General features: G+C 51.2%; 29 protein-coding genes. All 29 read left to right on the top strand.

The genetic code is table 11. The features are described 5' to 3' along the window. The first annotated feature begins 10 nt into the window (after nucleotides 1-10). Nucleotides 11-1,075 carry a type III secretion system translocon subunit SctE gene (locus PsAD37_RS20285; RefSeq protein WP_063297682.1) on the top strand — a complete coding sequence of 355 codons (1,065 nt, stop codon included), beginning with the start codon at nucleotides 11-13 and terminating at the stop codon, nucleotides 1,073-1,075. 12 nt (nucleotides 1,076-1,087) lie between these two features. Further along, the gene (locus PsAD37_RS20280) at nucleotides 1,088-2,074 is read left to right on the top strand and encodes a hypothetical protein (protein WP_063297681.1); all 987 of its coding nucleotides are present in this window, start codon (nucleotides 1,088-1,090) and stop codon (nucleotides 2,072-2,074) included. Nucleotides 2,075-2,200: 126 nt separating this feature from the next. Next, nucleotides 2,201-2,671, top strand: a complete 471-nt coding sequence (locus PsAD37_RS20275) for a hypothetical protein (RefSeq protein WP_063297680.1) — start codon at nucleotides 2,201-2,203, stop codon at nucleotides 2,669-2,671. 56 nt (nucleotides 2,672-2,727) lie between these two features. Beyond that, on the top strand, nucleotides 2,728-3,195 hold the full coding sequence (locus PsAD37_RS20270) for a tetratricopeptide repeat protein (protein ID WP_063297679.1): 468 nt from the start codon (nucleotides 2,728-2,730) through the stop codon (nucleotides 3,193-3,195). Nucleotides 3,196-3,240: 45 nt separating this feature from the next. Beyond that, on the top strand, nucleotides 3,241-3,834 hold the full coding sequence (locus PsAD37_RS20265; RefSeq protein ID WP_063297678.1) for a hypothetical protein: 594 nt from the start codon (nucleotides 3,241-3,243) through the stop codon (nucleotides 3,832-3,834). Further along, on the top strand, nucleotides 3,831-4,508 hold the full coding sequence (locus tag PsAD37_RS20260) for a hypothetical protein (protein WP_063297677.1): 678 nt from the start codon (nucleotides 3,831-3,833) through the stop codon (nucleotides 4,506-4,508). The genes PsAD37_RS20265 and PsAD37_RS20260 overlap by 4 nt, the downstream gene beginning before the upstream one ends. 235 nt (nucleotides 4,509-4,743) lie before the next feature. Further along, entirely contained in the window at nucleotides 4,744-5,739 is a 996-nt protein-coding gene (locus tag PsAD37_RS20255; RefSeq protein ID WP_063297676.1) for a hypothetical protein, read from the top strand. 100 nt (nucleotides 5,740-5,839) lie between these two features. Then, nucleotides 5,840-8,110: a type II secretion system secretin GspD gene (gene gspD, locus PsAD37_RS20250; RefSeq protein WP_208991997.1), complete on the top strand. Its 2,271-nt coding sequence runs from the start codon at nucleotides 5,840-5,842 to the stop codon at nucleotides 8,108-8,110. Between the two features lie 240 nt (nucleotides 8,111-8,350). Further along, on the top strand, nucleotides 8,351-8,809 hold the full coding sequence (locus PsAD37_RS20245) for a type III secretion system chaperone (RefSeq protein WP_063297674.1): 459 nt from the start codon (nucleotides 8,351-8,353) through the stop codon (nucleotides 8,807-8,809). A gap of 63 nt (nucleotides 8,810-8,872) precedes the next feature. Further along, nucleotides 8,873-10,111, top strand: coding sequence for a hypothetical protein (locus PsAD37_RS20240; protein WP_208991996.1), 1,239 nt, complete (start codon nucleotides 8,873-8,875; stop codon nucleotides 10,109-10,111). A 23-nt stretch (nucleotides 10,112-10,134) separates the two neighbouring features. Next, nucleotides 10,135-10,377 carry a hypothetical protein gene (locus tag PsAD37_RS28925; RefSeq protein WP_208991995.1) on the top strand — a complete coding sequence of 81 codons (243 nt, stop codon included), beginning with the start codon at nucleotides 10,135-10,137 and terminating at the stop codon, nucleotides 10,375-10,377. Next, nucleotides 10,374-10,568: a hypothetical protein gene (locus PsAD37_RS28920; protein WP_208991994.1), complete on the top strand. Its 195-nt coding sequence runs from the start codon at nucleotides 10,374-10,376 to the stop codon at nucleotides 10,566-10,568. Before PsAD37_RS28925 ends, PsAD37_RS28920 begins: the two co-directional genes overlap by 4 nt. Before the next feature lie 25 nt (nucleotides 10,569-10,593). After that, nucleotides 10,594-10,881 carry a hypothetical protein gene (locus PsAD37_RS28915; RefSeq protein WP_208991993.1) on the top strand — a complete coding sequence of 96 codons (288 nt, stop codon included), beginning with the start codon at nucleotides 10,594-10,596 and terminating at the stop codon, nucleotides 10,879-10,881. A gap of 251 nt (nucleotides 10,882-11,132) precedes the next feature. Then, nucleotides 11,133-12,317, top strand: a complete 1,185-nt coding sequence (locus tag PsAD37_RS20230; protein ID WP_063297673.1) for a hypothetical protein — start codon at nucleotides 11,133-11,135, stop codon at nucleotides 12,315-12,317. 103 nt (nucleotides 12,318-12,420) lie between these two features. Then, complete coding sequence (locus PsAD37_RS20225) at nucleotides 12,421-12,825, top strand: hypothetical protein (protein WP_063297672.1); 405 nt, start codon at nucleotides 12,421-12,423, stop codon at nucleotides 12,823-12,825. 50 nt (nucleotides 12,826-12,875) lie between these two features. Beyond that, complete coding sequence (locus PsAD37_RS20220; RefSeq protein ID WP_063297671.1) at nucleotides 12,876-13,361, top strand: hypothetical protein; 486 nt, start codon at nucleotides 12,876-12,878, stop codon at nucleotides 13,359-13,361. 38 nt (nucleotides 13,362-13,399) lie between these two features. Next, nucleotides 13,400-14,203, top strand: coding sequence for a type III secretion system inner membrane ring lipoprotein SctJ (sctJ, locus tag PsAD37_RS20215; RefSeq protein ID WP_063297670.1), 804 nt, complete (start codon nucleotides 13,400-13,402; stop codon nucleotides 14,201-14,203). Between the two features lie 15 nt (nucleotides 14,204-14,218). Next, nucleotides 14,219-14,947: a hypothetical protein gene (locus PsAD37_RS20210; protein ID WP_063297669.1), complete on the top strand. Its 729-nt coding sequence runs from the start codon at nucleotides 14,219-14,221 to the stop codon at nucleotides 14,945-14,947. After that, complete coding sequence (gene sctL, locus PsAD37_RS20205) at nucleotides 14,926-15,576, top strand: type III secretion system stator protein SctL (protein ID WP_063297668.1); 651 nt, start codon at nucleotides 14,926-14,928, stop codon at nucleotides 15,574-15,576. Before PsAD37_RS20210 ends, sctL begins: the two co-directional genes overlap by 22 nt. Beyond that, nucleotides 15,573-16,949: a type III secretion system ATPase SctN gene (gene sctN, locus PsAD37_RS20200; RefSeq protein WP_063297667.1), complete on the top strand. Its 1,377-nt coding sequence runs from the start codon at nucleotides 15,573-15,575 to the stop codon at nucleotides 16,947-16,949. Before sctL ends, sctN begins: the two co-directional genes overlap by 4 nt. Beyond that, on the top strand, nucleotides 16,946-17,425 hold the full coding sequence (locus PsAD37_RS20195; protein ID WP_063289307.1) for a YscO family type III secretion system apparatus protein: 480 nt from the start codon (nucleotides 16,946-16,948) through the stop codon (nucleotides 17,423-17,425). The genes sctN and PsAD37_RS20195 overlap by 4 nt, the downstream gene beginning before the upstream one ends. Further along, nucleotides 17,422-18,171 (top strand): hypothetical protein, encoded by a 750-nt coding sequence (locus PsAD37_RS20190; protein ID WP_063297666.1) that lies wholly within the window; start codon nucleotides 17,422-17,424, stop codon nucleotides 18,169-18,171. The genes PsAD37_RS20195 and PsAD37_RS20190 overlap by 4 nt, the downstream gene beginning before the upstream one ends. Then, nucleotides 18,168-19,214: a FliM/FliN family flagellar motor switch protein gene (locus PsAD37_RS20185; RefSeq protein ID WP_063297665.1), complete on the top strand. Its 1,047-nt coding sequence runs from the start codon at nucleotides 18,168-18,170 to the stop codon at nucleotides 19,212-19,214. Before PsAD37_RS20190 ends, PsAD37_RS20185 begins: the two co-directional genes overlap by 4 nt. 71 nt (nucleotides 19,215-19,285) lie before the next feature. Beyond that, the gene (gene sctR / locus PsAD37_RS20180; RefSeq protein ID WP_063297664.1) at nucleotides 19,286-19,930 is read left to right on the top strand and encodes a type III secretion system export apparatus subunit SctR; all 645 of its coding nucleotides are present in this window, start codon (nucleotides 19,286-19,288) and stop codon (nucleotides 19,928-19,930) included. 24 nt (nucleotides 19,931-19,954) lie between these two features. Continuing rightward, the gene (gene sctS / locus PsAD37_RS20175) at nucleotides 19,955-20,224 is read left to right on the top strand and encodes a type III secretion system export apparatus subunit SctS (RefSeq protein ID WP_008546860.1); all 270 of its coding nucleotides are present in this window, start codon (nucleotides 19,955-19,957) and stop codon (nucleotides 20,222-20,224) included. A gap of 5 nt (nucleotides 20,225-20,229) precedes the next feature. Beyond that, complete coding sequence (sctT, locus tag PsAD37_RS20170; protein ID WP_063297663.1) at nucleotides 20,230-21,072, top strand: type III secretion system export apparatus subunit SctT; 843 nt, start codon at nucleotides 20,230-20,232, stop codon at nucleotides 21,070-21,072. Beyond that, entirely contained in the window at nucleotides 21,069-22,202 is a 1,134-nt protein-coding gene (gene sctU, locus PsAD37_RS20165; protein WP_063297662.1) for a type III secretion system export apparatus subunit SctU, read from the top strand. The genes sctT and sctU overlap by 4 nt, the downstream gene beginning before the upstream one ends. A 242-nt stretch (nucleotides 22,203-22,444) precedes the next feature. Beyond that, complete coding sequence (locus PsAD37_RS20160; RefSeq protein ID WP_063297661.1) at nucleotides 22,445-23,362, top strand: S9 family peptidase; 918 nt, start codon at nucleotides 22,445-22,447, stop codon at nucleotides 23,360-23,362. 644 nt (nucleotides 23,363-24,006) lie between these two features. Then, the gene (locus PsAD37_RS20155) at nucleotides 24,007-24,798 is read left to right on the top strand and encodes a hypothetical protein (RefSeq protein WP_063297660.1); all 792 of its coding nucleotides are present in this window, start codon (nucleotides 24,007-24,009) and stop codon (nucleotides 24,796-24,798) included. The last annotated feature ends 70 nt before the right edge of the window (nucleotides 24,799-24,868 follow it).

Genomic DNA, 24,868 nt, shown 5'->3' with positions numbered 1-24,868 from the left:
GAGAATAGATATGGATCTTCCTAAAGGTCTGGGCCTTGGCCTGAATAGCAACAGTCTGGGTGATATTTTTGATACGACCTCTGAAATGACTGGCAAAGCTGGTGATGTGAAGGGTGTGAATTCGGTTGGTTCAGGCACTCTGGCATCTGTTGGTGGTACGCCATTGATTGCAACGATTGCGTTTGCGCAGCACATTACACGTCTTTCAGGTAGCCTTTCCAAAGTCGGCCCGGATACTCCGCTGACCACTTCCAGCTTTCAGGATATTGAAGTGCTTGTTGCGTCCGTTTTGGACAAAATGCAAGGTACTCAGGAAGCGGTTGAGAAAAATAAGGTGAACCTAACACAGGCAAAGCAAAAGGGTGCTTTGCAGGATAAGGCGATTAAGCAGGAAGAAGCCGTTCGTAAGCAGGAAGAGGCTGAAGAAAAACAGAAGAGCCTTAGTATCTGGCAGAAAATAGCTCTAGCTTTCCAGTGGCTTGCCGCCGTTCTTACTCTTGTGGTAGGATCTATACTCTCTGCGGTTCCTGGTTTGCAGGCTCTTGGCGGGCTAATGATTGCTGCCGGGGTGATACAGGTTATTATGGCTGTTGATGCGACGGTGCAAGCTGCGACCGGCCAAAGTATTGCTGCGCACATCGCAACGGCTGCTGGTGCTTCTGAAGAAACTATTAGTAAATTGGATATTGCCTTTAAGGTGGTTGCTGCTGTTGTTGGTATCGTTATTGGTATTGCAAGTTTCTTCGTACCTGGTGGTCAGGCAAGCGGTATTGCTGCGTTGATACAGTCACTTTCTTCTATTACCTCTGCGATTATCCAGGTTGGTACTAGTGTAGGTTCGGTAGTGGCTGGTGTTGTTTCTTATACCGCAAGTCAGGATATAGCGCAGTCCAAAGAATTGCAGGCAGATGCTGGAGATCTTGATGCGTTTATCCAGTTGCTCAGTCAGATCATTGATCAGCTACTCTCCATTCTGACCAAGGCAGGCGAACAGTTCGCAGATGCATTGGACGGAACCGTGAGTTCCATGAATGAGCGTGCTGATACGCTGAGTAGAACAAAGTTTGCAGGTTAAAAGGAGGTATTTATGTCAGCAACCTTAGGTGCCAATTACAATCGTGATTATCTGCCGCCCAGTTTCTTTCAGGACGGCAAACTTGCCGTTTCTGAAGGGCGGGCAACAGAATTCCAGCAAAGCGTAGAAGCGCGTCTGGCAACGTTGCCACCAGAACATCACGGAACATTCCTGTCACTCGTGTCTTTGCCGCAGTTTTCTGCAAGCGTGGATTTTGACAAGGCGATAACGGATGAGGCGCTGGGTCGTCTGGAAGAGGCAGCTGTTGCAATCGGTTCTGTCGACGAAGTCGACACCACAGGCAACCTGTCTCGTCTGATTGCGCAGGCTCTTTATAAGTCAGCAGTCAATCAGCGCAATAACGAGCTCGAGTCCCGTTTGATCGCACGTGAGACTGTGAAGACTCTGATGCACGCTCAGGCTGGGAAGAGCCGCGATGCTGCTGAAGAGACCCGTACAGGTGCGATTATCAGTCTTGTTGTGACTGTTGTTTCTTCTGCTGTCTCCATTGTGACGTCCGCAGTTGCAATTGGTACTGCTGCAAAAGGCCTGGGTGCGGCGAAGAACTCCGCAAATGCCAACTCACAGGCTGGCAAGATGGATGCGAGGGCGGCTGATGTTGCGTCTGGCAAGGGCGGTAAGTTGAATGACTTCTATTCGCAGCGTGCTGGTGACTACCGCGCGCAAGCGAAAGGTTTTGATGCTGTCGCAAGTGCATCCGGATCTCGTGCGCAGTCCATCGCGACGATTGGTGGTGTTGCCAACACTTTGGGTAACACGACCTCTCAGGCTGCGAGTGCGTTCACTCAGGCAAATGCAAAAGAAGATGAAGCGATTTCTCAGGAGCTGGCAGCAGCTGCTGAAGAGGTTCGTAAGGAAAATGATCAGGCTGAATCCATCCAGAAAGCTCTGGACGATATCATCCGTGCGATCATTCAGTTCCAGAAAGAGTCTCGCGAAATCCAAAACGAACGGGCGGCTGCGATTACTCGCGGTTAAGCCACAAAAGCAGGCGTGCGTTTATTACCCTCAACGCACTCCTGTTTTTCGCGTTTGGCGATTGATTGCTGTTCTTGCGCATCTCAGAGAGGATTTCTCTTGTTCTCCTTAAACTTTTCAGGGTGCTTGGATAAACTCTGGCGAAAGCTGGGATTAGGTGCTCCGATTTTTTCCGAGCAGAACACCGCTTCGATGAATGTTGACGGTGTCCAACTCGTGTTTTCCGATGCCCTTGATGGTGGCGGTATTGAAGTTACGACGGTTATTGGCTCACTGAGTGAAACGGTGGGAACCCGAGGCGAACAGATTGAAGATATCCTGCATTTAAATCTGGCCTGCCTGTCGCAGTTCAGAACACTGGCGGTTTTACGCAAGGCTCATGATGGCGCAGAAGAGCTTGTGCTTTCGGTGAGCTTTCGTGGGTACACAGCGCTGGAGAAGCTGACCGGACTGGTTGAGGAGCTCTTGTCTGTTGTTAGCCTTTATCAGCCGCTGGTGTCAGCGGACCCAAGTGGTTTTCAGGGCAATCCGTTGCTGGGTGCTGCGCAAACCTCTCTTTCTGATGAGCTGGATGGCGCCATGGTGTTTCACCTTTAATGCCGCGCTGCCGCCCTCAAACATTCTTATATTCTTAAGCCGCAAAGAGGCACGATATGACTGAGCTCGTTTCAGAACTGGGCAACTCTCCAGAACAAGACATCAAGGCAATCGCAAAAGGTGCAATTGGCCGTAGTCTGGGGCTTACGAAAGATGACATCAATCCGGGTCTGGTGATGGCCAAAGGCTTGATGGATACAGGGCGGACTGAGAAGGCGCTGGAGATCTACACTGGGCTTGTTCTGCTTGAGCCGATCAATGTGGATGTTCAGCTTGGGTTGGCGAACTGTGCAGTGCAGTTGCAGCAGTACACACTTGCTATGCAGGCAGCCTCTGCTGCAATGGTGCTCGACCCGACCAACCCGCGTCCATACTACTTCTCTGGCGTTGCTTGTCTTGCTTTGGGCCACATCACTGAGGCTAAGGAAGACCTTGAAGATACTTTGAAATATGCCAAGGACCGCAAGGATGCTGAGGTCCATCAAGCGGCTCAAAAGCTATTGACCGGGCTGAGCAACGCCTGAGTTCAACTTACTGCACTTATCGAGTTTTGAGGCCGGGGATAAACGATGCCACTCGCACCTGTTACAGAAAATACTCCGGCTTTTGCCGCCTCTGCAGATCAGTCAGTGGAGACAGATGTCAATCTTGATGCTGTTTTTCAAGCCCTCGGCGGCGGTGATGTAAGTGCTCAGGGCGTTCTGGAGGCTATTAAATCCCGGCAGGGGCTCTCTGGCGTTTTGAAGGCTGATGGCAAGCTGGAGAAGGTTCTTTATCAGTTTGCCTATCAGGCTCTGCACTTGCAGCAAAAAGCATCTGCAAAGGAGCAGTTTGAGGTTCTCTGTCTGCTTAATCCAAACAATGTTGAGTATTGGCTTGGGTTGGCGTTGAGCTATGCAGACTGGCCACTTGGCGGGGAGGATGTCAAGAGATCGCTCCGCAAAGCAAAGCTGCTTGATGAGGCACATCCGGCAGTTGCCCTCAGGCTTGCTGAGCATTGTTTGTGGTCACGAGAGCTGGATGAGGCGACTGTGGAACTGGTGCGCTTTTATCAACTGATGAAGGTGCGGCCTGTTCCTGAACTCATCGAGTATTCCAAGCGGCTTGCGTTCGCATTGGAGGCGCAGAAAAAATCTGCTGCACGAGACAGTGATGTGTCATGATTGCGACTTCTGGTTATCTACATCTGCCCTATGATCTGGGTGAGGATGAGAACGGAGTTGTTGAGCTTGCCGGTCCAACGCAGGCGGAGAAAATCGCCAAAATTTCCGGTGATATAGGGATTTTGTATCGGGAGCTGTCGTTTACGGCTGGCTTGCTGACATCTGCACGAAAGATAGAGAGTGTCAAACCGCTTGGTGCCGGTAGGATGTCAGTGGATCGCCAGGTTGCGTTGCAGTATGGGAACGAACTGGCGCGGACCAGAGTGCTCTCTCAAGACCATAGGTTTGAGTCTGAACAACGGGCGACCCGGACGGTCAATCGCTTGAAGGAAGATGATCATCTGTATCTCAAATACAGTGCGCAGTTTGATCTGTCTCGCTGGTTTGCATATGAGAAGCCGAGCCTGACGTTTTCTGACGAGAACCGCATCGGGCTAACAACCTTTGAGGTGGTCTCTTACTCGCCTGTCGATTTGCATGAGTTGATTGCGAAAATCGAGAATCGGTATCATTTGCTGCAACGTCTTTATACGCAGCTTCCTCGGTTGAATGAGGATAAGCGGCGGCCTGGCTACGCTTATGCTTTCATGCTTCTCACAGATGGCGTTCTGTCTGCCCTCAAGGCGGCCCTTGCGAAGAAGACTGCTGGCTCTGGTGACGACAATTCCTCCTAAGGCGGTCTTTAGGTGTCAATCCTGCAGCTTGCTTGGGTGCTGATCTCATTCTTCGTGTTTGATCAGAAGGATGCTGCAGGTGTTGTACGTTCAGCACACATATGTAAGTAACGTTTTTTTCACTCCGTAATTGTCCCAATAATGTCCATAAGAGGGCGGGTTCTGTGTTTTAAGGCACAACACGACCTCTGGGTTATCTGCGAGATATAGGGAGAGATAATTCAAGGAGTCTGAGATGACTGCAGTTTCGCCAATTGGTTCTTCATCTGTATCCAATGCCATTGATAACAGTGCACAGATTGTTCGCCCGGCCGCGAACAAGAGTGTTGAGTCTATTCCGTCTGCCAGTCAGCTCCTCTCAGTCGGGGTGTCGGCAGCGTTCGGTCTGCAGCCACCGCCAGACAGCGGAAATCTGGAAGTGCTGGTCGGGCAGGTTGTTGCCCGGTTTGAGGAAATCCAGACCTCGCTGAAAGAGCAAAATCTTATCGGGCAATCTGAGAAGGTGCGTTCTGCACGCTCTGAGCTGCTACAGGCGCTTGCTTTGCAAGAAGATATTGCAGCTGACATTGAGGCTTTGGACTTGCAGCAGCAGGAACAGGAAGACCAGTTGTCTGATCTGCAGACCAGCCTTGCGTCCAAGCAAGATGAGCTGGCAAATCTTCCAGCAACTGTTCCAAGTGATCCGGATGACCCAGATAGCGAGCTCCTTCAGGATCCTAAAGAAGTTGCCCGCCTGAATGGTGAGATTGCCCAGATCAATAGCTCCATCGGTGAGGTGGAGACTGCGCTTGCTGATACCGTCCAGCAGCTGGACACCAAGCTTGCAGACCTGAGTGAAAGTGATGCGGTGCAATCTTTGCTGCGTACTGTGCTTGAGGAAATGGCTGGTGCTCCGAAGACTGGTGAGATGGACGAACACGGTCAGTCTACGCTGGAAGGTGCTCTGACGGATGCTGCCAGCAAGCTGAACGGGACCAAGCCTGAGTTTGATGAGCGTCACACCATTATTGAAGAACTGCGCGAGGAAGTGCGTGTGTTTGCTGAGGATCGTGTGAAGGATGAGAAGGCTTTGATGACGCTTCTCGAAGCTGAGTACGCCCTACGCTTGGTTGGTTATGTGTCCAGCTCTATCTCCAAATCGCTTTCTGTGGCGGAGCAGTCCGTTACTGGTCAGGACACTTCGGATACGACCGGCAGACTTCAGCTGCTTTTAGATAACGGCCGCGTTTAACGTAATCGAATATAGTTCGGGCAGCACAAGTGCGATAGCCCCGGGTTCGTTTAGCTCTGGGGATCGTGTTGGGCGCTTGTGCTGAACGCATAGGTTTGAAATGATTGGTGCTAAACTAAGTTCAATGCTGCGCAAGACAGCAGGGGTGCTTTCTATTTCTTTGATCCTGTTGGGGTGTACTACAACCCAGCCAGCTGATCAGGAATGGGATAATACAGCCCCGCCAGCGGGATTGTCTGACCAGCTTCAGCGGTTCTTTTCAGAAGAAAACCAGCGCGAAAATCATCTTGCCCTTTCAGGTCAACCAAGATTGGCATCCAATACGCGTGGCGTATTGGGTCGTGCAATCAACACCCGTTGGGTGAACAGTGAAAATGCGGAAAAAGGCAGACCTGGCGCGGCCTTCTACTTCAATGATGAAGAAGCAAAGGTTCTGCTGGCGGACACACGACTGAACAGAACCAACCGCCAGGAAATCAGCGTTGCGCAAGCCAGTGATGCCAAGGCAACCTCTGATGTGGTGCGCTTGAACTTCCGTGGTGAAACTTTGGAGTATTTCATTCAGCAAACGCTGGGTGGGATTTTACAGGTCAACTATGTGATTGACGAGCCGTTGGAAGGTGCTGTCACGTTCCAGACGGAAAAACCAATTGCCAAAGACCAGATGCTGTCATTGGTTCGTGTGCTTTTGGGTCGCAATGGTTATATTCTGAAGCTCATTGACCAGATCTTCCACATTGGCCGTCCTGAAACCATTCAGGCGATCGAGCAGTTTTCTGGTGTTGGGTCTGCGGGCGATCTGAAGCTTCGGATTCTGCCTGTTCGCTCAGCTTCCCCCAATGATGCGGCGAAGGTTTTGCAGGCTATCCTGCCAGCTGGTGCTTCTGCTGTTGCAGTTGAGGGATCGAACAAGATTGCGGTCCGGGCGCGACCAGAAGATATTGGTGCGGCTGAAGAGTTGGTGAACAGCCTTTACAATCGCGACAATGACAAGACGATTGTGTCTGTGTTGCGCTTGCAGCAAAGTTCAGCAAGTCAGGTTGCCAAGCAGATCACAACACTGTTCCAGCAGCTCTATCCCAATCAGGTTAATTCGCCCCTGACCGTTATTCCGCTTGAAACACAGCAGTCTTTGCTTGTGGCTGTGCAGAGCCACGAGATGTTGCAGCGTGTGCGCCGGATTACGAAGGAAGTGGATTATAATCTTCTTGATACGCCTAAGGTGCGGATCATCTCGCTGAAGTATTTGCCTGCAAATGAAATTGCAACGCAGCTCACGCAAATCCTCGAGGGTGCAGGGGGGAGTGGCTCTGTTGCTCCGCCAGTTAATGAACAGAAGCAGGCTTCTCAAAACAATGGCTCTTCTGCGCGCAAGTTCCCGGTTTCTGCTACTGGAGTTTCCGTAAATCCAGGTGGAGATTCAATCAATAACCGATTTAACAACGCGAACAAGTTGTTTGACGATATTGCCGAGACGCGTGGTGCCAAAGTTGCTGTTCCCAAGAAAGTCGGCATTGTTGCTGATACTCGGAACAATGCGCTGCTGGTGAACTCAACCTATAAAGAGTTCAAGCATATCCGCGACGTGGTGCAGGCGTTGGATCTGCCACTTTCGCAGGTGGTGATTGAGGCGACGATCGCTGAAGTGAGCATCAATGACAACCTTTCCTATGGTGTTCAGTGGTACCTGAGTAAAGGTAACTTTGCGGGTGGTGTTGGGGCTGTTGCTGAAGGTGCCTCTCGTCCTTCTAAGGCCACTGGTGGTGCGCTCTCCCTCAATACTGTTGGCGTTGATGTGGTGTTGAAGGCACTTCAGAACATCACCAAGGTGAAGGTGATTTCGTCCCCTTATCTTACCGTTCTGGACGGTCGTAAAGCGCGTCTTGTGATTGGTGATCAGGTGCCGTTTGCGTCTCGCAGTCAGTCTTCCAGCAATGATGGTAACGTGACTGTGACCAACGAAGTGGATGTCAAAGATACCGGTATTGTTTTGCAGGTTGAGCCGAATATTCGTTCCAACAACTCCGTTCTGCTGCAGATCCAGCAGGAGGTGAGTAATGTGGTGCAAAACAAGACTGAATCATCGCTGACACCGACCATTGCAACGAGAACCATCAACTCGGATATCGTTGTTGAATCCGGACGGACCATTTTGCTGGGTGGCCTTATTCAGGAGCGCAAAGAAAAGGGTGAGTCTGGTGTGCCGATCCTTCGCAAGATCCCAGTGTTTGGTGAACTCTTTAAGGACAACACCACGAATGACACAAAGCGGACTGAGCTGTTGGTGATGATTACACCGCGTGTTGTTCGCAAGCAGTCTGAACTGCAGAACATTACGCAAAAACTGCGCCGTGAGCTGTCTTCTTTCTAAACTGCTTTGAACTGACAGATATATCCCCTGGAACGCTTTGGTGTTCTGGGGGGGGCTTTTTAAAGTTGTAGGGTGGTGAGAGAAATTCATTCTTCTTATATCTGCTGGGCTTTTGAATAATAAATGAAAAATAATGCAGATTGAGATTGCATCTTATTCAAACTGTATCGTTTAGCACTTTGGGTTTCTTTGTTTTCTGGCAGTGTTGTCTGCAAGAAAGTAAGGAAGCGGAGTACCCCAATGCTCGATAAATTGCTCAATGATGCATGCCAGATATTAGGCGTGAAACCACAAGAAGATGAACAGGATCCATCTATTCGTGTTGTCGATCTGGATGCATTTTCTTTGAAGTTCAAGTTGGTTACAGACAGCGATCGTATCTGTGTTTCGGCTCGTTTGTGTGAGCTGACGGCGGTGCAGAGAGACCGAATCCTGGAGCTGGTTCTCGTTTATAACACGCAAAGTTTTCAGTCTGGCGGTATGCGTTTGGTGCTGATCGAAAACGATGCGCTGGTCATGCATAACGACCTTCGTGCTGTTGCCTGGGATGCTGAAAAACTTGCCAAATTTGTGTTGGCATTCGCTGATGTTTCTGCTGGCTGGCTGAAGATTGTTCGCGAAATGGGCGGGTTGGCTGAAAGTGCAGATGACGATGATGCACATGACCTGTTTGAACCAGCTTCCCTGATAAGCCTCTAAAAATCCTAGCTCCTTCCATGGGGCTTAAACGTTTCTTTCTCCAAAAATTTAAGACAGTATTCTGTGACTGATCCTGAGGAGGGTGGTTTGGCGGCTGTCGGTATCTGGCGGGCCACAATGACTGAAATCCTCTTTTCTCAAAATGATCGTTACACCAATGTAGTCGCACGCCTTGAGGCTGCTATTTCGGGCAAGTCGGTTCAAGATGCCCGCGTGAGCCTGACCCGAAGCGCGAGCAAAAATGGTGAGGTGCTTTACAAGGCCACAGTCTCTCGTGAAAACGAGGACGGGCTAAGTGATAAAGTGCTTGGACTGTGCCGCGCTGTGACGCGCCATACTCGCTTTCTTCAGAATAAAGCAGACCGGCCAGAGCAAAAGGTCTCCAACTGGAATGTGTTTTATCAGTTGTTGTGGAATGAGGCAGCGCAGAGCCTCTATGAAGATTCCGCGGATCAACGTCAGGACCTGTTTGACGAGGCCGTCAGCTATATTTCCCAGTTTGTTTATGAGGAAGAGAAGAATAACCCAAAGGGGCTGAAGTTCTCCTCCCTCAAGACGCTGAGTTCCTATTTGAAGAACCAGGGCGCTGTGACTGTTCTGCCCGAGAACTTCAAGGAAGAACCAAAGGCGGCTGTTGGTGTTTCCAGCGCGTTGCTGATGTCGTCTTTGGGCTTTCAACTGGCGGTTAATCAGATGCGATATGTCAGTGATGATGACTTCCGGTTTTCTTATGCCGGTTTAGGGCGGCGTAATCTGGACGATTATCTGGAGCAACAGCCTTCATCGCCGACGAATAGTAACGACGGCCCGCATGGCGACTTTCCTCATCACGGAGAAGGTGTTTGTCCAACGGAAGATGTTCAGCCGCCTGCAGAGGTGCCGCATGATGATCAGCCTGCGTTTGAGTCCAGCTTCAACAGCATGAATGAGGCTTCAGCCACTGAACTATCCCTCCAGCAATCGCGTGAGTTGCTTGATGAGAAGGGGGAAGTGGAGACGGGTGGACCTGATGAGGATGAAGCTGTGCGCGAGAAAGCCTATAGCCGCGACAAGCTGAAGACGAAGGCCGCCAAGATTACACCGGTTGGTGAAGAAAGTGACATTGCGGATGAAGGCGGACACGAAATTCGTGTTGAGGATGTGTTTGCTGGTGCTGAAGATGATGCCGTTGAACGCGAAGTGCAGGAAGCCAAAGTCGCAGAGCGCCGGATTAAAGTGCTGTCCTTTGATCGGGATTACCAGACGAAAAACTCACATGCAATTCGCACGGTTCGCAGTGCTTCAACTGCACCAACACAATAACAACAAACCTGGAATGATGCTTTATGATTGACCTTGTTCTTCCTTCAAGGCCAACACTTAACGACCTGCTGAATGCGCTTCTCAGTAGTGAACATGATCTGAAAATCCGAAAGTCTGATCTTGTTATTCCTCCGCTGAAAAAGGTGCGGGGGCGAACTGAAGATGAACTCGTCTTTCAAACCAAGCTGGTGAAGCCGCGTGCTTTCAGTCTCTCTCAGCCTCTCTGGAAGGTGGTAGGAAAGCTTGGCATCAGAGGCAGGTTTTGACTGCAAAAGCAGAGGCATTTGAGCAGCAAGTGCATGATGTTGAAGATGCCGGGACCTGGTATGACTTTGAAGTCCTGATTGAAAACCAGATCAAAGCGCATGATTGCGATGTGTTTGAGTATATGATGGCGATCATTCAGCAGGCGTTTGGTGATAGAGGGCCTTTCAGAAGCTGCTTTGAGTTTTGGTGAACTCACGCGCATTAATAGGATCTTTATGGACGTACTTCCATCGGCTCCGGTCTTTTCCATTGCAGCGAAAATATTTGATGAAGCGGAGGAGAAGATCGAGCTTGATCTGGCGTATCTCGTGCGGACAAGTGGCTGCATTCAGGAAGAAATCTCTGATGAGGTTCTGGCTGAAATCATGATCAAAGCGTTTGGATCTGCAGATAGGGAGAGTATTTCGGCCTCTAACGATCAGATGCGCAACTTTAATGAGCAAATACGGGTCTGGGAAGAGCTTGAGAAGAGAGCAATTGCCCGCCAGATGGTAGTTGCTTAACTCCTGCTCCTTACATGCTGTCTAGTTCTGAGAGGCTGGTTCCGAATGGATCGGCCTTTGTGCTGTTTGGCACTTAACGCTAAGTTATTGAGATAACGAGGAATAACCAAGTCGTGTTTTAGTGCTTTTTCTGCAGGAAATACCGTTGGCTGTGACCAACGGCACTCAGCTGCGTGTCTCAAAAGTGCATTCTAAACTCAAGAATTTACAGGTAACGAGCCGTTAGAGGCTTATGGAATGCGGAGGCAATAATGACCGGAGTTAACTTTTCCAGTAGTAGCCAATTATCTGATGTTTTGGCGCAGATCGATCACCCGGCGAACAAGGAGTTCGTTAAAGAGAATGCGCAGGTTCGCGTTACTGGCGGTGATATCAAAGATGGTGACACCATCTACAGCGCAGACACAAAGGATGGAAGTAGTAAGGTTTCCAAGGCGAGTTTGGCCAAACTGACTGGTGGCAAACTGTTTGGGAATGCTTTGCAAACCCACGACAAAAAGCTGAACAACTGGCATGTCTTTACACAGTTGGCAAAGAATGAGATCTCTGCGGGTTTGGAAAAAGGTGGGCTTCAAAACCATCAGGCGAAGACAGGTGATATTCTGACCGCGGCCTTTGACAAGGTTCAAAGCAATCCGACATATCACAGCAATGACGTGCGTTTTAGTGCTCTGAAAGAATTGAGCACGACGATCAATACGCTGGTTAGCGAGGCTTTGTCGGATGCGAGTGCCTATGAACAGATCTCCGTGAACAGTGGGTCTGGTCATTTTATTGATACTGTTGGTTCGCTTGTTTTGCCGAATTCGTTCTATGGAGCTCCTTATGCCGATGTGTCGGGTGTGGGCGGCAGTCTGTCTGGCGCTGATGGGGTGGTTGAAGAAGAGCTATATGCTGAAGTGCAGACCGGTCCTCGTTACGAAGTAGGGCAGCGAAAACAAGCTCTTGGCAATCAGCTCTATACTGCAATCAATAAGGGTGCTGGCACGAAAGAGGGGGCACCAGTTGTTGAGCGTTTTACCGCTAATCAGCTTAAGGAATCTGCTCGCGTGTTGGCTGACATCGACCGTCAGGTCATCGATAATGAGAACCCTTACAACAAGCTGAACTTTAATGGCGGACCGTTGGAAGAGTCGGGCAGCTTCCTGCTTGATGAGACTTACGCGACTATCGATCAGTCTCAGGTGAATTCTCAGTGGGGGGAGATGGTCGGCGCTGTGAACAATGAGCCACTCTACGTAAATTCAGGGGTAGAGAGTGCTGTAGAGAACAGCAGTGACTATTCTGATGTGCTTCTTGGTGATGATCAGGCGATTTACGAAAACTTTACGACGGATGGAAAGCCAGTCCCATTGCCTAAACCGAGCAATTTGAAGGGCGGTAACACTCCTCCACCAGTTCCACCTCATCAGGGGACTCGCTGGGAAGGTCGTTAGGTTTGAGTAGCGAAATCTATTCGATCGACTGACAACAAGAATACGTATGCGGCTTGCTCTTTGAAGGTAGCGGGTCGCATGCAGGCTTTGGAATGAGGGTGTAATGAACGCAGAAGATTTTGATAGCGAAACCGTAAAGGTGATCGCGGAGCTCGGCTTTATTGCTGTCTCTTATGGTCTTGCAGAGCATGCTGACTCCATTTTCAAAGCGTTTCAGGTGATGCGTCCGGACCAGGAGGCTGGACCTCTGGGGCGGAGCCTTGCTGCGATGACGCGCGGCAATGTGGATGAGGCCTTGCTCTGTCTGGAGAATGCGCCGCCGACAGATACCATCCAGACGTATCGCGGACTGGCGCTACTTCGTAAGGGTGAGGTTGATACGGCCTGCGAAATCCTGAGTGAAGTTTGTGAGATGGCAGCTGGTACGCCGTGTGCCGAGATTGCTGCGCAGGCTTTGTCTTCCAGAGATGACCTTGCTAATCCAGTGAGCGCGATGATGTCCCGTTAAGGACGTTTAGCTCAGGTTACCTTAGTTTCAGCAGTACGTGAGGAGCATTCATGGCAACAGTATTGGACAGCGCACTCACCTCCCAACTGCAGCAGGCGCTGCAGGGCGGAGCTCCATCAGCCGGTGGTTCTACAGGCGATGTTACCGGGCTCGAGGATCAGTTCCAAACAGCGCTTAGCGCAGCTGGAGGTGTACAGCCGCCAGTGACCGGGCAAATCGTGAATGGCAATGTGGTCATTGGCGGAGTGGAGCAAGTTAATGCTGCCCAGAATGTGGCAGCGGTATCAGCACCCACACAAATCGCTTCCGTCAATCCGACGGGCAGCAACTTCGTTATTGACGGGTTGGCCAAGGTCAGGGGTGTTTTTTCTGAGACCAGTTCCAACATCAATGCAATTTCTGAAGGTGGCCAACTTAGTCATTTTGACAAACTGATCAACATGCAGATCGAAGTGGCGAACTACTCTTTGCTGGTTGATGTGAGCTCGAAGATTGCAGGCAAAACCACGCAAGGTTTGGACGCTTTGATGCGTTGATTAAGACTGCGCATTCAGTAGGTATAGTGAAAGTCTAAATGAATATTCGGCGTTTTATTACAATTGTGGGCATGGTGATTGGTTTGGCCGCCTGCAACACAGATCTTTACACCAACCTTTCTGAGCAGGAGGCAAACACCATGCTCAGCCTGCTGCTGGAAAATGGTGTGTCTGCTCAGAAAGTTGGTCTGGGCGATGGTCTTGTCACCTTGCAGGTGGATGACGACGATATTCAGCGTGCCGTCACAATTTTGAATGCGAATGGTTTGCCGAAACGTACGCGTGACACGCTCGGTCAGGTCTTCCAGAAATCCGGCATTATCTCCTCACCATTTGAGGAGCGTATTCGCTTTATCTACGCGTTGAGTGAGGAAGTGGCTGAGACCATTACCGAAATCGATGGTATTGTTTCTGCCCGCGTTCACATCGTTTTGCCGGAAAAAGCGGATCTTGGCGAAGAGGTGAAGCCTTCTTCTGCCGCGATCTTCATCAAGCATCGCCCAGAGTTTGATATTGAATTTCTGATCCCTCAGATCAAGCGCTTGGTCAGTAATGCGATTGAGGGTGTTGAATATGCCAGCGTTTCTGTTGCGCTTGTTCCAGCACGTGAGCTGAAGCCAATCTCACAGCGCTCAGCGCAAGAGTATGAGGCCGTGTTCCCGGGCTTGCGCATTGCGCGTGATGACGCCGGTATGTTCTGGCAGATCCTTGGCGCTGTGGGCGTCGTGCTGCTGCTGTTGATTGGTGGCGTTGGCTATTTGCTGTTCAAGCAGATCAGCTCCGGCGGAAAAAAAGCCAAGGGTGGAGACGACGACGAGCTTCTGCCTGAAGAACTTGCTTAGTAGCAGGGGACTGGCATGATGACAGGCACTCCACATCACTCCGCGGTCTGGCCGCTTCAGGCCAGACTTGCTGCGTCTTTACTGAACCCTCTTTCCTTTGCGCATGATGACCACCTGACCGCTGCTGGCCTTGAGTTGAACGTGCTGCGTGGTCTGGCTGGGCAGGAAGATTTTCAGAGGCCTTTGAACACGCATGTCTCGCATAAGCTTGGGCTTACTGCGCTTGCTGTTGATGTGGCGGTCACGCCAACTCTGGCAGTCTCAGAACTGGCCCGGCTCGCGTTGATGTTGTGCAGTTTGGGTGCTGAAGATTTTGGCGGCGTCATGCGCATCATTGCGATTGCCAGACTTCATGAGATGATCGGGCGCCTTGTGCTGAAGAATGATTGCCAGCGTATGGAAGCCCTGTTTGGTGAAGAGGTCTTTGATATTGCCATTCGCGATGTGGCGTTCTTCTTCAGCTCACTTGGCTATGAAAGCGAGAATGATGAAGCATTCCATCATCTATGCAGTGGAAGTGATGAAGAGGCTTTGCAGGCGCTGACACTTGTTGGTGCCGAGGGCATTTTGGCTTTCGTCAGTGCTGTTGATGCGAAACTTGAGCCGCTTGTTCGTCTTCGCTTTTCCAATGAACTCAACGAAAAACTTAGCGCTCGTTTGCAGGTGATGCGAGCAGAGCAGCAAGAGCATTTTGTCCAGTATTTGCGTCGGAGATTGCCACAATGGCGAGCATTTATAGACTGAAAGAGCTGGGCGCAAACCTGACGCCAGGCACGCACATCATTAAGGAAGCTGAATTTGCTTCCGTTGAAACGGCTGACCAGATCATTGCAAATGCGCAGCGCAAGGCAGAGGAAATTCTGCAGGATGCGACGCGCGTTTATGAAGAACAGCAAAAGCAGGGCTATGAAGATGGTGTGCGTAAAGCGCAATCTGAAGCCTGTGAACGCATCCTTGGTGAGCAAGAACTGCTCGACACGCGCTTGCGTGACGTGGAGCATGATGTTGTCACGGTGACCATCACGCTGTTGCGTCGTTTGCTGGATGAGTTTGATGATGCTGAGCGCGTTCGCCTGATGGCTCGCAGTATGCTGAAATCACTACGCGCTGAAAAGCGTGTGCGGTTGCATGTTGCTCCGGAAATGTATTCCCAAGCGATGGCCATGAGTGGTGCGATCACTGATGGTTTCAAGCAGGTCGAGTTTCTTGAGATTGTCGAGGATGGTGACTTGCAGGGGGCTCACATTGTACTGGACGCACCTGTTGGCCGCGTTGATGGCAACTTGCAGGTTCGGTTGGAAGAAATTGAAGAGATCCTGCGTCGTACTTCGTCTGCTCAGGCACCTTCCAAGCGGTCTTTGGAGGTGTCATGACATCTCTCATTGAACCTGCCGAACACGTTGAAGATCGTCGTAATCAAATTGGGTCTGGAGTGTCAGGGCTTGGTCGTGCCCTTGTCAAAGCTGCAACTGATGTTGATCCTTATCCGCTGACGGGCCGTGTCCGCAAAGTGGTGGGTACACTCATCCATGCCGTGGTGCCAAAGGTGGAGATTGGCGAAATTGCCGAGCTTTACACGCGCTCAACAGGTCGCAAACTCATGGCAGAAGTGGTTGGGTTTCATGATGATGAAGCACTGCTGTCTCCCATTGGCGAGCTTTATGGCGTAGGGCCGGACACCGAAGTTCGTCCGACCGGGCATGTGCAATCTGTTCCTGTGGGTGACGGGTTGCTTGGCCGGGTTCTGGATGGCATGGGCAACTTTATTGATGGGCTGGACCGGGAGTTTACGCCTGCAACGCATTATCCGGTCAATCAGGAACCGCCGGATCCTATGCAGCGCCGGATTATTGACAAGCCTCTGCCAATGGGGGTGCGTGCCATTGATGGCATGCTGACCACCGGCGAAGGCCAGCGCATGGGCATTTTCGCTTCTGCTGGTGGTGGTAAGTCTACGTTGATGGCGATGCTGGTGAAGGGCGCTGCTGTTGATGTGACCGTGCTGGCGCTGATTGGTGAACGTGGCCGAGAGGTACGCGAGTTCATCGAGCATGATCTTGGGCCTGAGGGGATGAAGAAATCCGTTGTGGTTGTTGCCACTTCTGACAAGAGTTCCCTGGAACGTTCGAAAGCGGCGTTTGTTGCAACCTCGATTGCAGAGTACTTCCGCGATCAGGGGAAGCGCGTGCTGTTGCTGATGGATTCCGTGACCCGTTTTGCGCGTGCACAGCGTGAGATTGGTCTTGCTGTTGGTGAGCCGCCGACCCGTCGTGGTTTCCCGCCTTCTGTTTTTGCCACGCTGCCGCGCCTGATGGAGCGTGCAGGGATGAATGATAAGGGCTCGATCACTGCGTTCTATACGGTGCTGATGGAGGGCGATGATATGAACGAGCCGGTTTCGGATGAGACCCGCTCCATTCTGGATGGGCATATTGTGCTGTCGCGAAAGCTGGCAGCGGGCAACCATTATCCTGCTATTGATATTCTGAATTCCAAGAGCCGCGTGATGACAGCGGTTACCACGCCTGAACATCGAGAGATGTCTGGCAAGGTGAACTCGTTGCTGGCGAAATATGAAGAGGTTGAGCTTCTGGTGCAGATTGGTGAGTACCAGAAGGGGGCTGATGCTGAGGCTGATCTGGCGATTGCTAAGAACAAGCCGATCAAAGAATTTCTGCAGCAGCGTACTGATGAGTTCAATGGCTTTGATGAGGCCTTGAGCAAATTGAAGAGCACTGTTGCGTGATCAACCAAATCAAAAAACTTCATCTCGTCAAAACACTTAAGGAGCAGAAAGCTCAACGGACGCTCAACGCTGAGCTGGAGAAAGTTCGGCGTGCCAAAGAGCAGCTGGAGCACAAGCGGCAAGTTGCGGCAGATGAACGTGCCGCGCTGCCAGCCAAGCAGGATGCGCTTTATCTGGAGATCATTAAGAAGGTCATTTCAACGGATGATCTCGATAAAGTGAAAGAGCAGGCACAGATCCTTGAAAGTGCGGTCAAAAAGCTGGAGGACGCAGCGGAACGCGCGGCCTATGTTTATGATCGTGCGCTTAAAAATGCGGATGCTGCCCGCCTTGAGTATCAAAAAGCACTTCGCATCAAAGATAAGTATGGAAAGGTTGCGGATGATCTTCGGGTTGAGACCAATGCCTTAATGGAGGCTGCGGAGGAGCAGGAGATCGAGGAGCAGTTTTCCGGGCGAAGGCAAGTGGAATTATGAAAGTTTCTCAGGGTTCGCAGCCACTTGAGCAGCAGCAAAATCTTGAAAATATACGTGGTAAGCAACCTCGTGAGCATGGCAAAACGTCTGGCAAGCAGCAGGGCAACAAATTTTCCGAGGGGTTGAACCGGCAGGATGTCAGCTTGTTTCAGGAACAGTTGCGCAGCGCTGAAGGCAAGTCTGTTCCGGTTCATGGAAAGGGTGCTTTTCTGGAGGAGGGCGAAGGTTCCGAGCAGGGACAGACTGACCCGCTTGACTTGAGCCATGCCCGGTTGCTGGCCGCGTCTGATCCCGCTGAAGCCCGCAGTATTTCCGTTTCCAATCCGTCCGAGCTGTTCAGCTCCGTGCGTCAGGCGAGTACTGAAGCACGTGTCGATAAGGCGATGAGCGCGATTGCAAACCAGATTGAACAGGCCATGCGCACAGAGGCCATGGCAGACAAAAGTGATGGGCGCGTCTTGAGCCTGACCCTTGATGCCAACCGGTTTGGCCTTGCCGGACTGAAAGTTATGACAACACAAGGCGGTCTGGCTGTTGTGCTGGAGCGCGTGAGTGGTGATCGGGTTGCTGGTGAAGTGCAGGCCGCAGCGCAGGGGCTCATGAGCACTTTGCAGCAGCGGTTTCCTGACCGGAAAATCCGCATTCTTGATCGACTAGAACAGCAGGAGATTGAAAGTGTTGATGCTGGTTCGTCTTCAATGGGAGGTCTGTCCTCCATCTTTGCGGGGAACAGCACGAGCTCATGACATCCTTGAATTATCAATCCAAAACAGACCCGTTGGCCTACTGGAACGCAGCTTTGAGCTACGCGGAGCAGGACATTACGGTTGAGAGCACGCACACGCTGAATTTTCAGGTGAGTGAAGCGCCTTCCGCTTTTGCGCAGGGCTGTATTCTGCGCAGTGTTTCTGGTGCGACGGCTCTGCTGGTGCTTGAGGACTTTCCGTTTGCTGCACAGCTGAATGTGCCGCTCGCTTATGCGGATGTTCTTGAGCTGGAAGACGGACTTCGCAATGCTCTGGTTGAAGGCATTGTTTCTAACTTGCGCAATGAATTGCCTGCTGATTTTGCGAAGATCCAGAGTGAGCTGCCGTTGCAGGCTGTATCTGTCTTGTTGCCAGCGCGTGACCTGGAGCAACTGAGCTGGTTTGCTGTCCGGTATGGCGAAATTGGCGGTGCTCCTGTGCTGGCCAAAGTTGGCGTGCGGCCTGACGCGCTCTCCGGTTTTCTTGGAGATTTGCCACTGACCGCGCAGCCTGCATGGCGTGCCGTGCGTGAACAGTTGAATACCTCCATCTGCCTGACGCTGTGTGAAGCGCCGTTGCCAACCGCTGAGGTTTCCAGTCTGTGCATTGGGGATCTGGTGGTGTTGGATGCGCCCGCGCTAGGGCAACGGATCACTGTGGACGGGCCGCTGAGCCGCCATCATCTGGTGCTGGTTGAGCAGGGATGGGGCTGCGAACGAATTGAGAGTGTGAACGGTATGAGTGAGCTAACCGAAGAAGCGAATGCAGAGCAGGCGAGTGGTGCTGAGGAAATCGGCTCCATTGATCTGTCGCAGATGACAGTGCCGGTGCGGTTTGAAGTTGATGAGCGCGAGATCTCTATTGCCGAGCTGGAAAGCTGGGCGGCGGGATCGCTGGTGAACATTGATGTGCCTGCACTCAATGAAGAGACACCGGTTTATGTGCGAGCTGCGGGCAAGCGCATTGCCAAGGGGCATCTGGTGCAGATTGATGAGCGGGTCGCACTGCGCATTTCCAAAACGGACCAGGGCACCGGCCTTTAAAACTGCTTTCGGTCACGCCAAAGCCTAACATAACCAGAGGTGCCCAAAGGTGCCCAATCTGAGATTTGCTGATGACGTCTGATCCATTCTCGCTCATATTAGTGCTTGTGGTTGTGGCCCTTGTTCCGTTTCTGGCCATTGTCGCCACATCCTTTATCAAGCTTTCGGTGGTGCTGCTGCTGGTGCGAAACGCGCTTGGCGTGCAGCAAATTCCGCCTAATATGGCGTTGAATGCGCTGGCTATCATTTTGTCCGGCTACATCATGCTGCCGGTTTTTTTGCAGACATTTGAGATTGTAGAGCAAGGAAACCTCTCCATCACCACGGTGGAGGAGATGAAGAGTACCTTTGTTGCTGCCAAGGGGCCGCTTGAAGATTTTCTGGCCAAACATGCGGACAGCAAGGAAAAGGCGTTCTTCCTTGAAGCGTCCCGTCAGTTGTGGCCTGCTGATATTTCCGCAAGTATGACAGAGGACAGCATCGCAATTCTGCTGCCGGCCTATACCGTTTCGCAGTTGCGTGAGGCCTTTGAGATCGGGTTCCTGCTGTATCTGCCGTTCCTTGCTATTGACCTTGTTGTTTCCAACATCCTGCTTGCCATGGGCATGATGATGGTGTCGCCGCTGACGATTTCCCTGCCGTTTAAACTGTTCTTGTTTGTGGCGGTGGATGGGTGGTCGCGTCTGATCCTCGGTCTCATCAAGACCTACGTTTAGCCGGAAATGTGAGAGGAGTAGCTTATGTCCCCTGAAGACGCCGTCTACCGCATTTCCGAGGCGATGATCCTTGTGATGATGCTGTCTTTGCCGCCAATCATTGTTGCCTCGCTTGTCGGCCTTGCTGTGTCGCTGTTGCAGGCTTTGACGCAGATGCAGGAGCAGACAATCCAGTTTGGGGTCAAGCTGATCGCCGTGGCGCTGACGCTGTTCATGATGTCCAGCTTTCTTGGCTCGGAGACCATTGGCTTTACGCAGGCTTTGTTTGATGATTTCCCGACATTGGTCAGGTAACGCCAATGAACCTGCTTGCGGAGATCACCACAGTCCATCGTGATGCATTTCTTGTTTTGTTGCTGACGTTTCCGCGCATTTTTGCGGTGTTTGCAACATCACAGATCTTCAATGCCACGTTGATGTCGCGCATGGCGCGTAATGTGGTTGTGATGGTGATTGCGATCCCGCTGTACCCTTATAACCTGCAGTACGTGGACGGGTTTTCGCCAACCGGATCGATGTTTGTTGTCTACTTCTTCAAGGAGTATGCCATCGGGTTTCTGATTGGCTATACGATCTCTTGTCTGCTTTGGGCTGTGCAGTCCGCCGGGACGTTGATTGACAACCAGCGCGGTGCTGCGGTTGCCTCCAGTATTGATCCGATGCTGGGGAACGAGAGCTCGCCCGTCGGGGATTTGTTCTCCCGTGCGTTCATTCTCTATCTCTTCCTGACGCCAGGGTTCTTCTTCATCCTGACACTGGTTTATAACTCCTACATGATCTTTCCGGTGACAGAGTTTATTCCGGTTCTGTCAGAGGATTTTCCGGAGTTGATCCTGTCGATCTTCGACAATGCGATGCGCCTGATGTTTGTCATGGCTGCACCATTGGTGATCCTGATGTTCCTCGCAGAATTTGCGCTGGCGATTATCAGCCGGTTTGATCCGCAAATTCAGGTGTTCATTCTTGCTATGCCGATCAAGAGTGGTGTGGCCGTCATTCTGCTGACGTTCTATCTGTCATTCCTGCTGCCAGAAGCTGCCGAGCACCAGATTGAGCTGAAGCTGTTTACGGATGAGATCTTCGGGATCTTTGAAAAAGGCAAGGACATCTATCAGGATCAAAAGCTTGAGGTCCGTCCATGAGTGGGGAGACTTCTGGTGAAAAAACCGAACTTCCCACCCCCAAACGAGAACGTGAATCTCGTGAAAAAGGGCAGGTGGCCAAGAGTACTGAGGTCACAACCACCATCTCGCTGTTCGCGGTGATTGCTTATCTCTGGTTTGCGTGGGACCGAAATTTCTCCAAGTTGGTTGGCCTGATGGATGACATGGCCAGTCTGGCGGCACGGCGAGACTTTTCTTCTTCCGCCGGAGAGGGGGTATTTGGTGTTTTTTCGACCTTCATGGACATTGTGCTGCCGCTGATTGGTGTTGCTATTGCGGCAGGGATCTTTGGGAATTTTGTACAGTTTGGCTTTCTCTGGGCCGTTGACAGTATCATGCCCAAGCTGAGCAAGATCAGTCCAGGCGAAGGGTTTAAGCGCATCTTTTCCATGAAGCAGGTGGTGCAGGTTCTCAAATCCATCCTGAAGATCGCCCTGCTCAGCACCATGCTCTACTTCACCGTGAAGTACGCGATTGGTGCTTACATCAACTCGCTCTCCTGCGGCATTCCCTGCATCGCTAATATCAGTGGTGCGATTATGAAACTGATCCTCGGGATATCGTTTCTGGCCTTTGTTGGCGTGGCGATCCTTGATTTCATGTTCCAGAAGCACACTCACATCAAGAGCCTGAAGATGACGAAGGAAGAGGTGAAACGGGAACATAAAGAGTCCGAGGGCAGTCCTGAAATTAAAGGGCAACGTAAGCGGATTTCTCAGGAAATTCTCATGAGCGACAATCTTGAGAACACCCGTAAAGCCAGTGCTGTTGTGGTTAATCCGACGCACTACGCGGTTGCCATATCCTATCGCCCCGACGAGGTTGCTGTACCATTGGTGGTGGCAAAAGGGCTTGATCTGACTGCGCTTAAGATGCGTACAGAAGCTGAGGCGGCAGGCGTGCCAATTTTTGCCAATGTAAAGCTTGCTCGTATGCTGCATGCGGAAGTGGAGATTGAAGAGCTCGTTCCGCAAGACATGTTTGCGGCTGTTGCCGAAATTCTCGTCTGGATCGATAAAAACAAAGACATCCTTTACAACGGCCCGCTTGAACGCGGTGTGATTGATCTGGAACACGAGAAGAAGAACGGCGATGAGCCGCTGAACTAAAGCAGTTCGCATTTAAGCTGAAACACATGAACTGTTTTAGTCTTTGTTTTTGCGTATCTTTATCCGAAAACCGGTTTCCACTTTTCGGAGATACGCTGTCGTTTCATCAATGTTCCGAGAAGCGCCCCAAGTCCTACATTTCCTCGTTTTTATGTCTTCAATAATCCAGCTTGCAGTTGTGTGGGAATCGTGCTTCATTTGTAATTGTATTGTAATGCAATTGTAATTCAAATGAGGGCAAGATGTTTTATAGGCTCAATAAGCGGGACGTGGTCTCGGGTTTCATCACCAGTTTGTTCGTTTTGGTTTTCTTGTTTTTCGCGCAAGCCTCTTTGGCGCAATCGCCTCATCAAAAGGGTGGTCCCATCAGTGAGCCACTTGGTGAACTGAATATGCAGATTTGGCGGGTTCCAGTTGAGTTGGAAGACGGCAGTAGGACGATCACTTTGGATGCGACCACCTTCCAACCTGATGGGGAAGGGCCTTTTCCGCTGGCGGTCTTTACTCATGGGGCGGCTCGGAATGCTCCTCGTGATGGTCCTTATGATTTCCGTCCTGACGCTGCAATCAGGTGGTTTCTTGCGCGAGGATACGCTGTTGCTGTTGTTATTCGCAGAGGCTACGGACGTTCCGAGGGGCAGCGTTCTGTTGTTGAGGATGGGGATTCAGACGGTTTCATAAAGGTCCTTGAGGAGCGCGTTCATGATATCAATAGTTCAGTGCGTTACTTTCAGGATCAGCCGTTTGTGGTTGCTGATCATGTTGTCCTTCTCGGATTTTCTGCAGGTGGGAACAGCGTATTAGCCACGTCTCGGAAGGCTCCAAATGGTGTTCGCGGTGTCATCGCTTTCGCACCGGGGGCAGTGGCAATAGATGATTATAGTGCGCGGGATTTAGAACAGGCAGAACAAGGTTTCAGGATGTTTGGGGCTGGGACAACGCTACCAACACTCTGGGTTTATGCGGAGAACGAAGAGTACTATAGCCCGATGTTGGCCAGGTCATTTTTTGAGGCCTACACATCAGAAAGTGATGCAAAGCAAGAGCTTGCCATTTTGCCGCTTGAGGGCGAGAACGGTCATGATCTCTTCCTGAGGGATGAGGGTCCTAAAATCTGGGGCCCGGTTGTTGCTCCGTTTCTTGAGCGGTTGATGCCTTAGTTTATCGCGTTTGCATCAAAAAAACTTATTCCCCTTGGTTCCGCCAGCCCTAAGATTATCTCGTGTCCACGTACACGGGCAGCTGGCGGAGCGACCGTCAGTGTGACGTGGGCTGGGCGGGGCTACCGGAAGACATAACGCATCCTCCGGCGGGTCCGTTGAAACACCCCTTGAAAGTCTTTAGTGCAGGGACCAAGCGGAAGCTGGTCACCCGATGGGCGTCTACACTGGCAGCTGCTGCTGTCAGGGACAAGTCAAAGTGTCCTTTACAGCAACTGCCCTGACTGTGAGATTCGAAGCAAAGCCTTGTGTTTTGTAAGGCCTCACGTTGAAGGGTAGGCATCTGCTCCCAATGCCTTTCGGTGGAGACCTTGTTTCATACAAAAACGCCCGGGTGAGGCGAGCAGCCAATGCCGAAGAAACTAATTTAACACGTAGCGCAGGTATTGCCTGCTCGCCTTGCCTCTCCCGTTTCTCGGGATTTTAGCTTCACCACTGCATGAGAGGTCATGCGGTGCTTTTGGTGCTTGTGTGTGGGGATGCTGAGACTTGGGTTGGATTAGTACAAAAATGGATGCTCCACCTTCATGCGAATTTAAAGTGTGCCCGCGAGAATTGCTTGAGCAACTTTTCGGAGAACGAGCATGGGTGTTGAGCATGAAAAATGGGCGACTGATGTTTTGAAACACATTGGTGTTAACCCGGAAACCCCTGCTCAGGTTATTGATGAGGAGCCGGATGGGACTGGTGATCAGCCTGAGGGAGATGACCAGCCGGAGCTGAAAGTCGGTTCTCAGGACCAAGTGGAAGCTGTCGGTCAGGACCACGTTAAGAGCGAGGAAAAGGCCGAGGAAAAAGGGACAGATGACGTCCATGAGCAGGTTAAAGATGACGTCACGGAGCCTGAGAAAACAGCTGCTCAAGAAAAAGTGGAAGCAGAAGTTCAGGAGCCGTCTAAGCCTGAAGACGTTCCTGCCGTTCATGGTGATGTCTCCAAACCAGATCTGATACTGCCGGAAGATGGAAGTTTGAAAGAGGCTGCGGATATCATGGCTATAGCTGAGCGAGAAGTTGGATGCGGGGAAGGGGAAATCAAATTCACCGGCTTCAGTTCTTGCATCGGTGTTACCGTGCGAGACGGCACCAAGGTAAAAGGCGTGCACCTTGCACTGATTAAACCAGACGGAAATCCATTCAACAAAGATGATGCAGCAAAAGTGCTTACGTCTTTAGGGACCTACTCAGAAGCAATGATTTTTGGTCAGATCGTATTCTGGAAAAATCCTGCAAATCAGGTTGCCGATGCCTTTAAGGTTCTGGAGGAGGGACTAAAAGCTGGAGCGACCGAAAAGGATGGTTATAAGGATTTTCAGTTTGATGATGGGGAGTACGGTGCTGAGATCAACGAGGATGATGATTTCTTCCCAACATTTTAAGAACAGGTGGAACCCGATGACCCGAAGTTGGGGCTTCTGATTATGGTTATTCGGGTTCCACCTTACTGCC

This window comes from Pseudovibrio sp. Ad37 (assembly GCF_001623075.1).
Classification (GTDB): Bacteria; Pseudomonadota; Alphaproteobacteria; order Rhizobiales; family Stappiaceae; genus Pseudovibrio.
The sequence above is the reverse complement of the archived record's forward strand: the minus strand, read 5'-3'. Positions and strand labels throughout refer to the sequence as shown.

Excerpts from the sequence above, each read along its gene's own strand:
- PsAD37_RS28925 (WP_208991995.1), top strand. The coding sequence starts at position 10,135 with ATGATTGACCTTGTTCTTCCTTCAAGGCCAACACTTAACGACCTGCTG.
- sctL (WP_063297668.1), top strand. The coding sequence starts at position 14,926 with ATGGCGAGCATTTATAGACTGAAAGAGCTGGGCGCAAACCTGACGCCA.
- PsAD37_RS20210 (WP_063297669.1), top strand. The coding sequence starts at position 14,219 with ATGATGACAGGCACTCCACATCACTCCGCGGTCTGGCCGCTTCAGGCC.
- sctS (WP_008546860.1), top strand. The coding sequence starts at position 19,955 with ATGTCCCCTGAAGACGCCGTCTACCGCATTTCCGAGGCGATGATCCTT.
- sctN (WP_063297667.1), top strand. The coding sequence starts at position 15,573 with ATGACATCTCTCATTGAACCTGCCGAACACGTTGAAGATCGTCGTAAT.
- sctJ (WP_063297670.1), top strand. The coding sequence starts at position 13,400 with ATGAATATTCGGCGTTTTATTACAATTGTGGGCATGGTGATTGGTTTG.
- PsAD37_RS20190 (WP_063297666.1), top strand. The coding sequence starts at position 17,422 with ATGAAAGTTTCTCAGGGTTCGCAGCCACTTGAGCAGCAGCAAAATCTT.
- PsAD37_RS20230 (WP_063297673.1), top strand. The coding sequence starts at position 11,133 with ATGACCGGAGTTAACTTTTCCAGTAGTAGCCAATTATCTGATGTTTTG.
- PsAD37_RS20245 (WP_063297674.1), top strand. The coding sequence starts at position 8,351 with ATGCTCGATAAATTGCTCAATGATGCATGCCAGATATTAGGCGTGAAA.
- PsAD37_RS20280 (WP_063297681.1), top strand. The coding sequence starts at position 1,088 with ATGTCAGCAACCTTAGGTGCCAATTACAATCGTGATTATCTGCCGCCC.
- gspD (WP_208991997.1), top strand. The coding sequence starts at position 5,840 with ATGATTGGTGCTAAACTAAGTTCAATGCTGCGCAAGACAGCAGGGGTG.
- PsAD37_RS20260 (WP_063297677.1), top strand. The coding sequence starts at position 3,831 with ATGATTGCGACTTCTGGTTATCTACATCTGCCCTATGATCTGGGTGAG.
- PsAD37_RS20185 (WP_063297665.1), top strand. The coding sequence starts at position 18,168 with ATGACATCCTTGAATTATCAATCCAAAACAGACCCGTTGGCCTACTGG.
- PsAD37_RS20160 (WP_063297661.1), top strand. The coding sequence starts at position 22,445 with ATGTTTTATAGGCTCAATAAGCGGGACGTGGTCTCGGGTTTCATCACC.
- sctU (WP_063297662.1), top strand. The coding sequence starts at position 21,069 with ATGAGTGGGGAGACTTCTGGTGAAAAAACCGAACTTCCCACCCCCAAA.
- PsAD37_RS20155 (WP_063297660.1), top strand. The coding sequence starts at position 24,007 with ATGGGTGTTGAGCATGAAAAATGGGCGACTGATGTTTTGAAACACATT.
- PsAD37_RS20265 (WP_063297678.1), top strand. The coding sequence starts at position 3,241 with ATGCCACTCGCACCTGTTACAGAAAATACTCCGGCTTTTGCCGCCTCT.
- PsAD37_RS20225 (WP_063297672.1), top strand. The coding sequence starts at position 12,421 with ATGAACGCAGAAGATTTTGATAGCGAAACCGTAAAGGTGATCGCGGAG.
- PsAD37_RS28915 (WP_208991993.1), top strand. The coding sequence starts at position 10,594 with ATGGACGTACTTCCATCGGCTCCGGTCTTTTCCATTGCAGCGAAAATA.
- PsAD37_RS20285 (WP_063297682.1), top strand. The coding sequence starts at position 11 with ATGGATCTTCCTAAAGGTCTGGGCCTTGGCCTGAATAGCAACAGTCTG.
- PsAD37_RS20220 (WP_063297671.1), top strand. The coding sequence starts at position 12,876 with ATGGCAACAGTATTGGACAGCGCACTCACCTCCCAACTGCAGCAGGCG.
- PsAD37_RS20255 (WP_063297676.1), top strand. The coding sequence starts at position 4,744 with ATGACTGCAGTTTCGCCAATTGGTTCTTCATCTGTATCCAATGCCATT.
- PsAD37_RS20270 (WP_063297679.1), top strand. The coding sequence starts at position 2,728 with ATGACTGAGCTCGTTTCAGAACTGGGCAACTCTCCAGAACAAGACATC.
- sctT (WP_063297663.1), top strand. The coding sequence starts at position 20,230 with ATGAACCTGCTTGCGGAGATCACCACAGTCCATCGTGATGCATTTCTT.
- sctR (WP_063297664.1), top strand. The coding sequence starts at position 19,286 with ATGACGTCTGATCCATTCTCGCTCATATTAGTGCTTGTGGTTGTGGCC.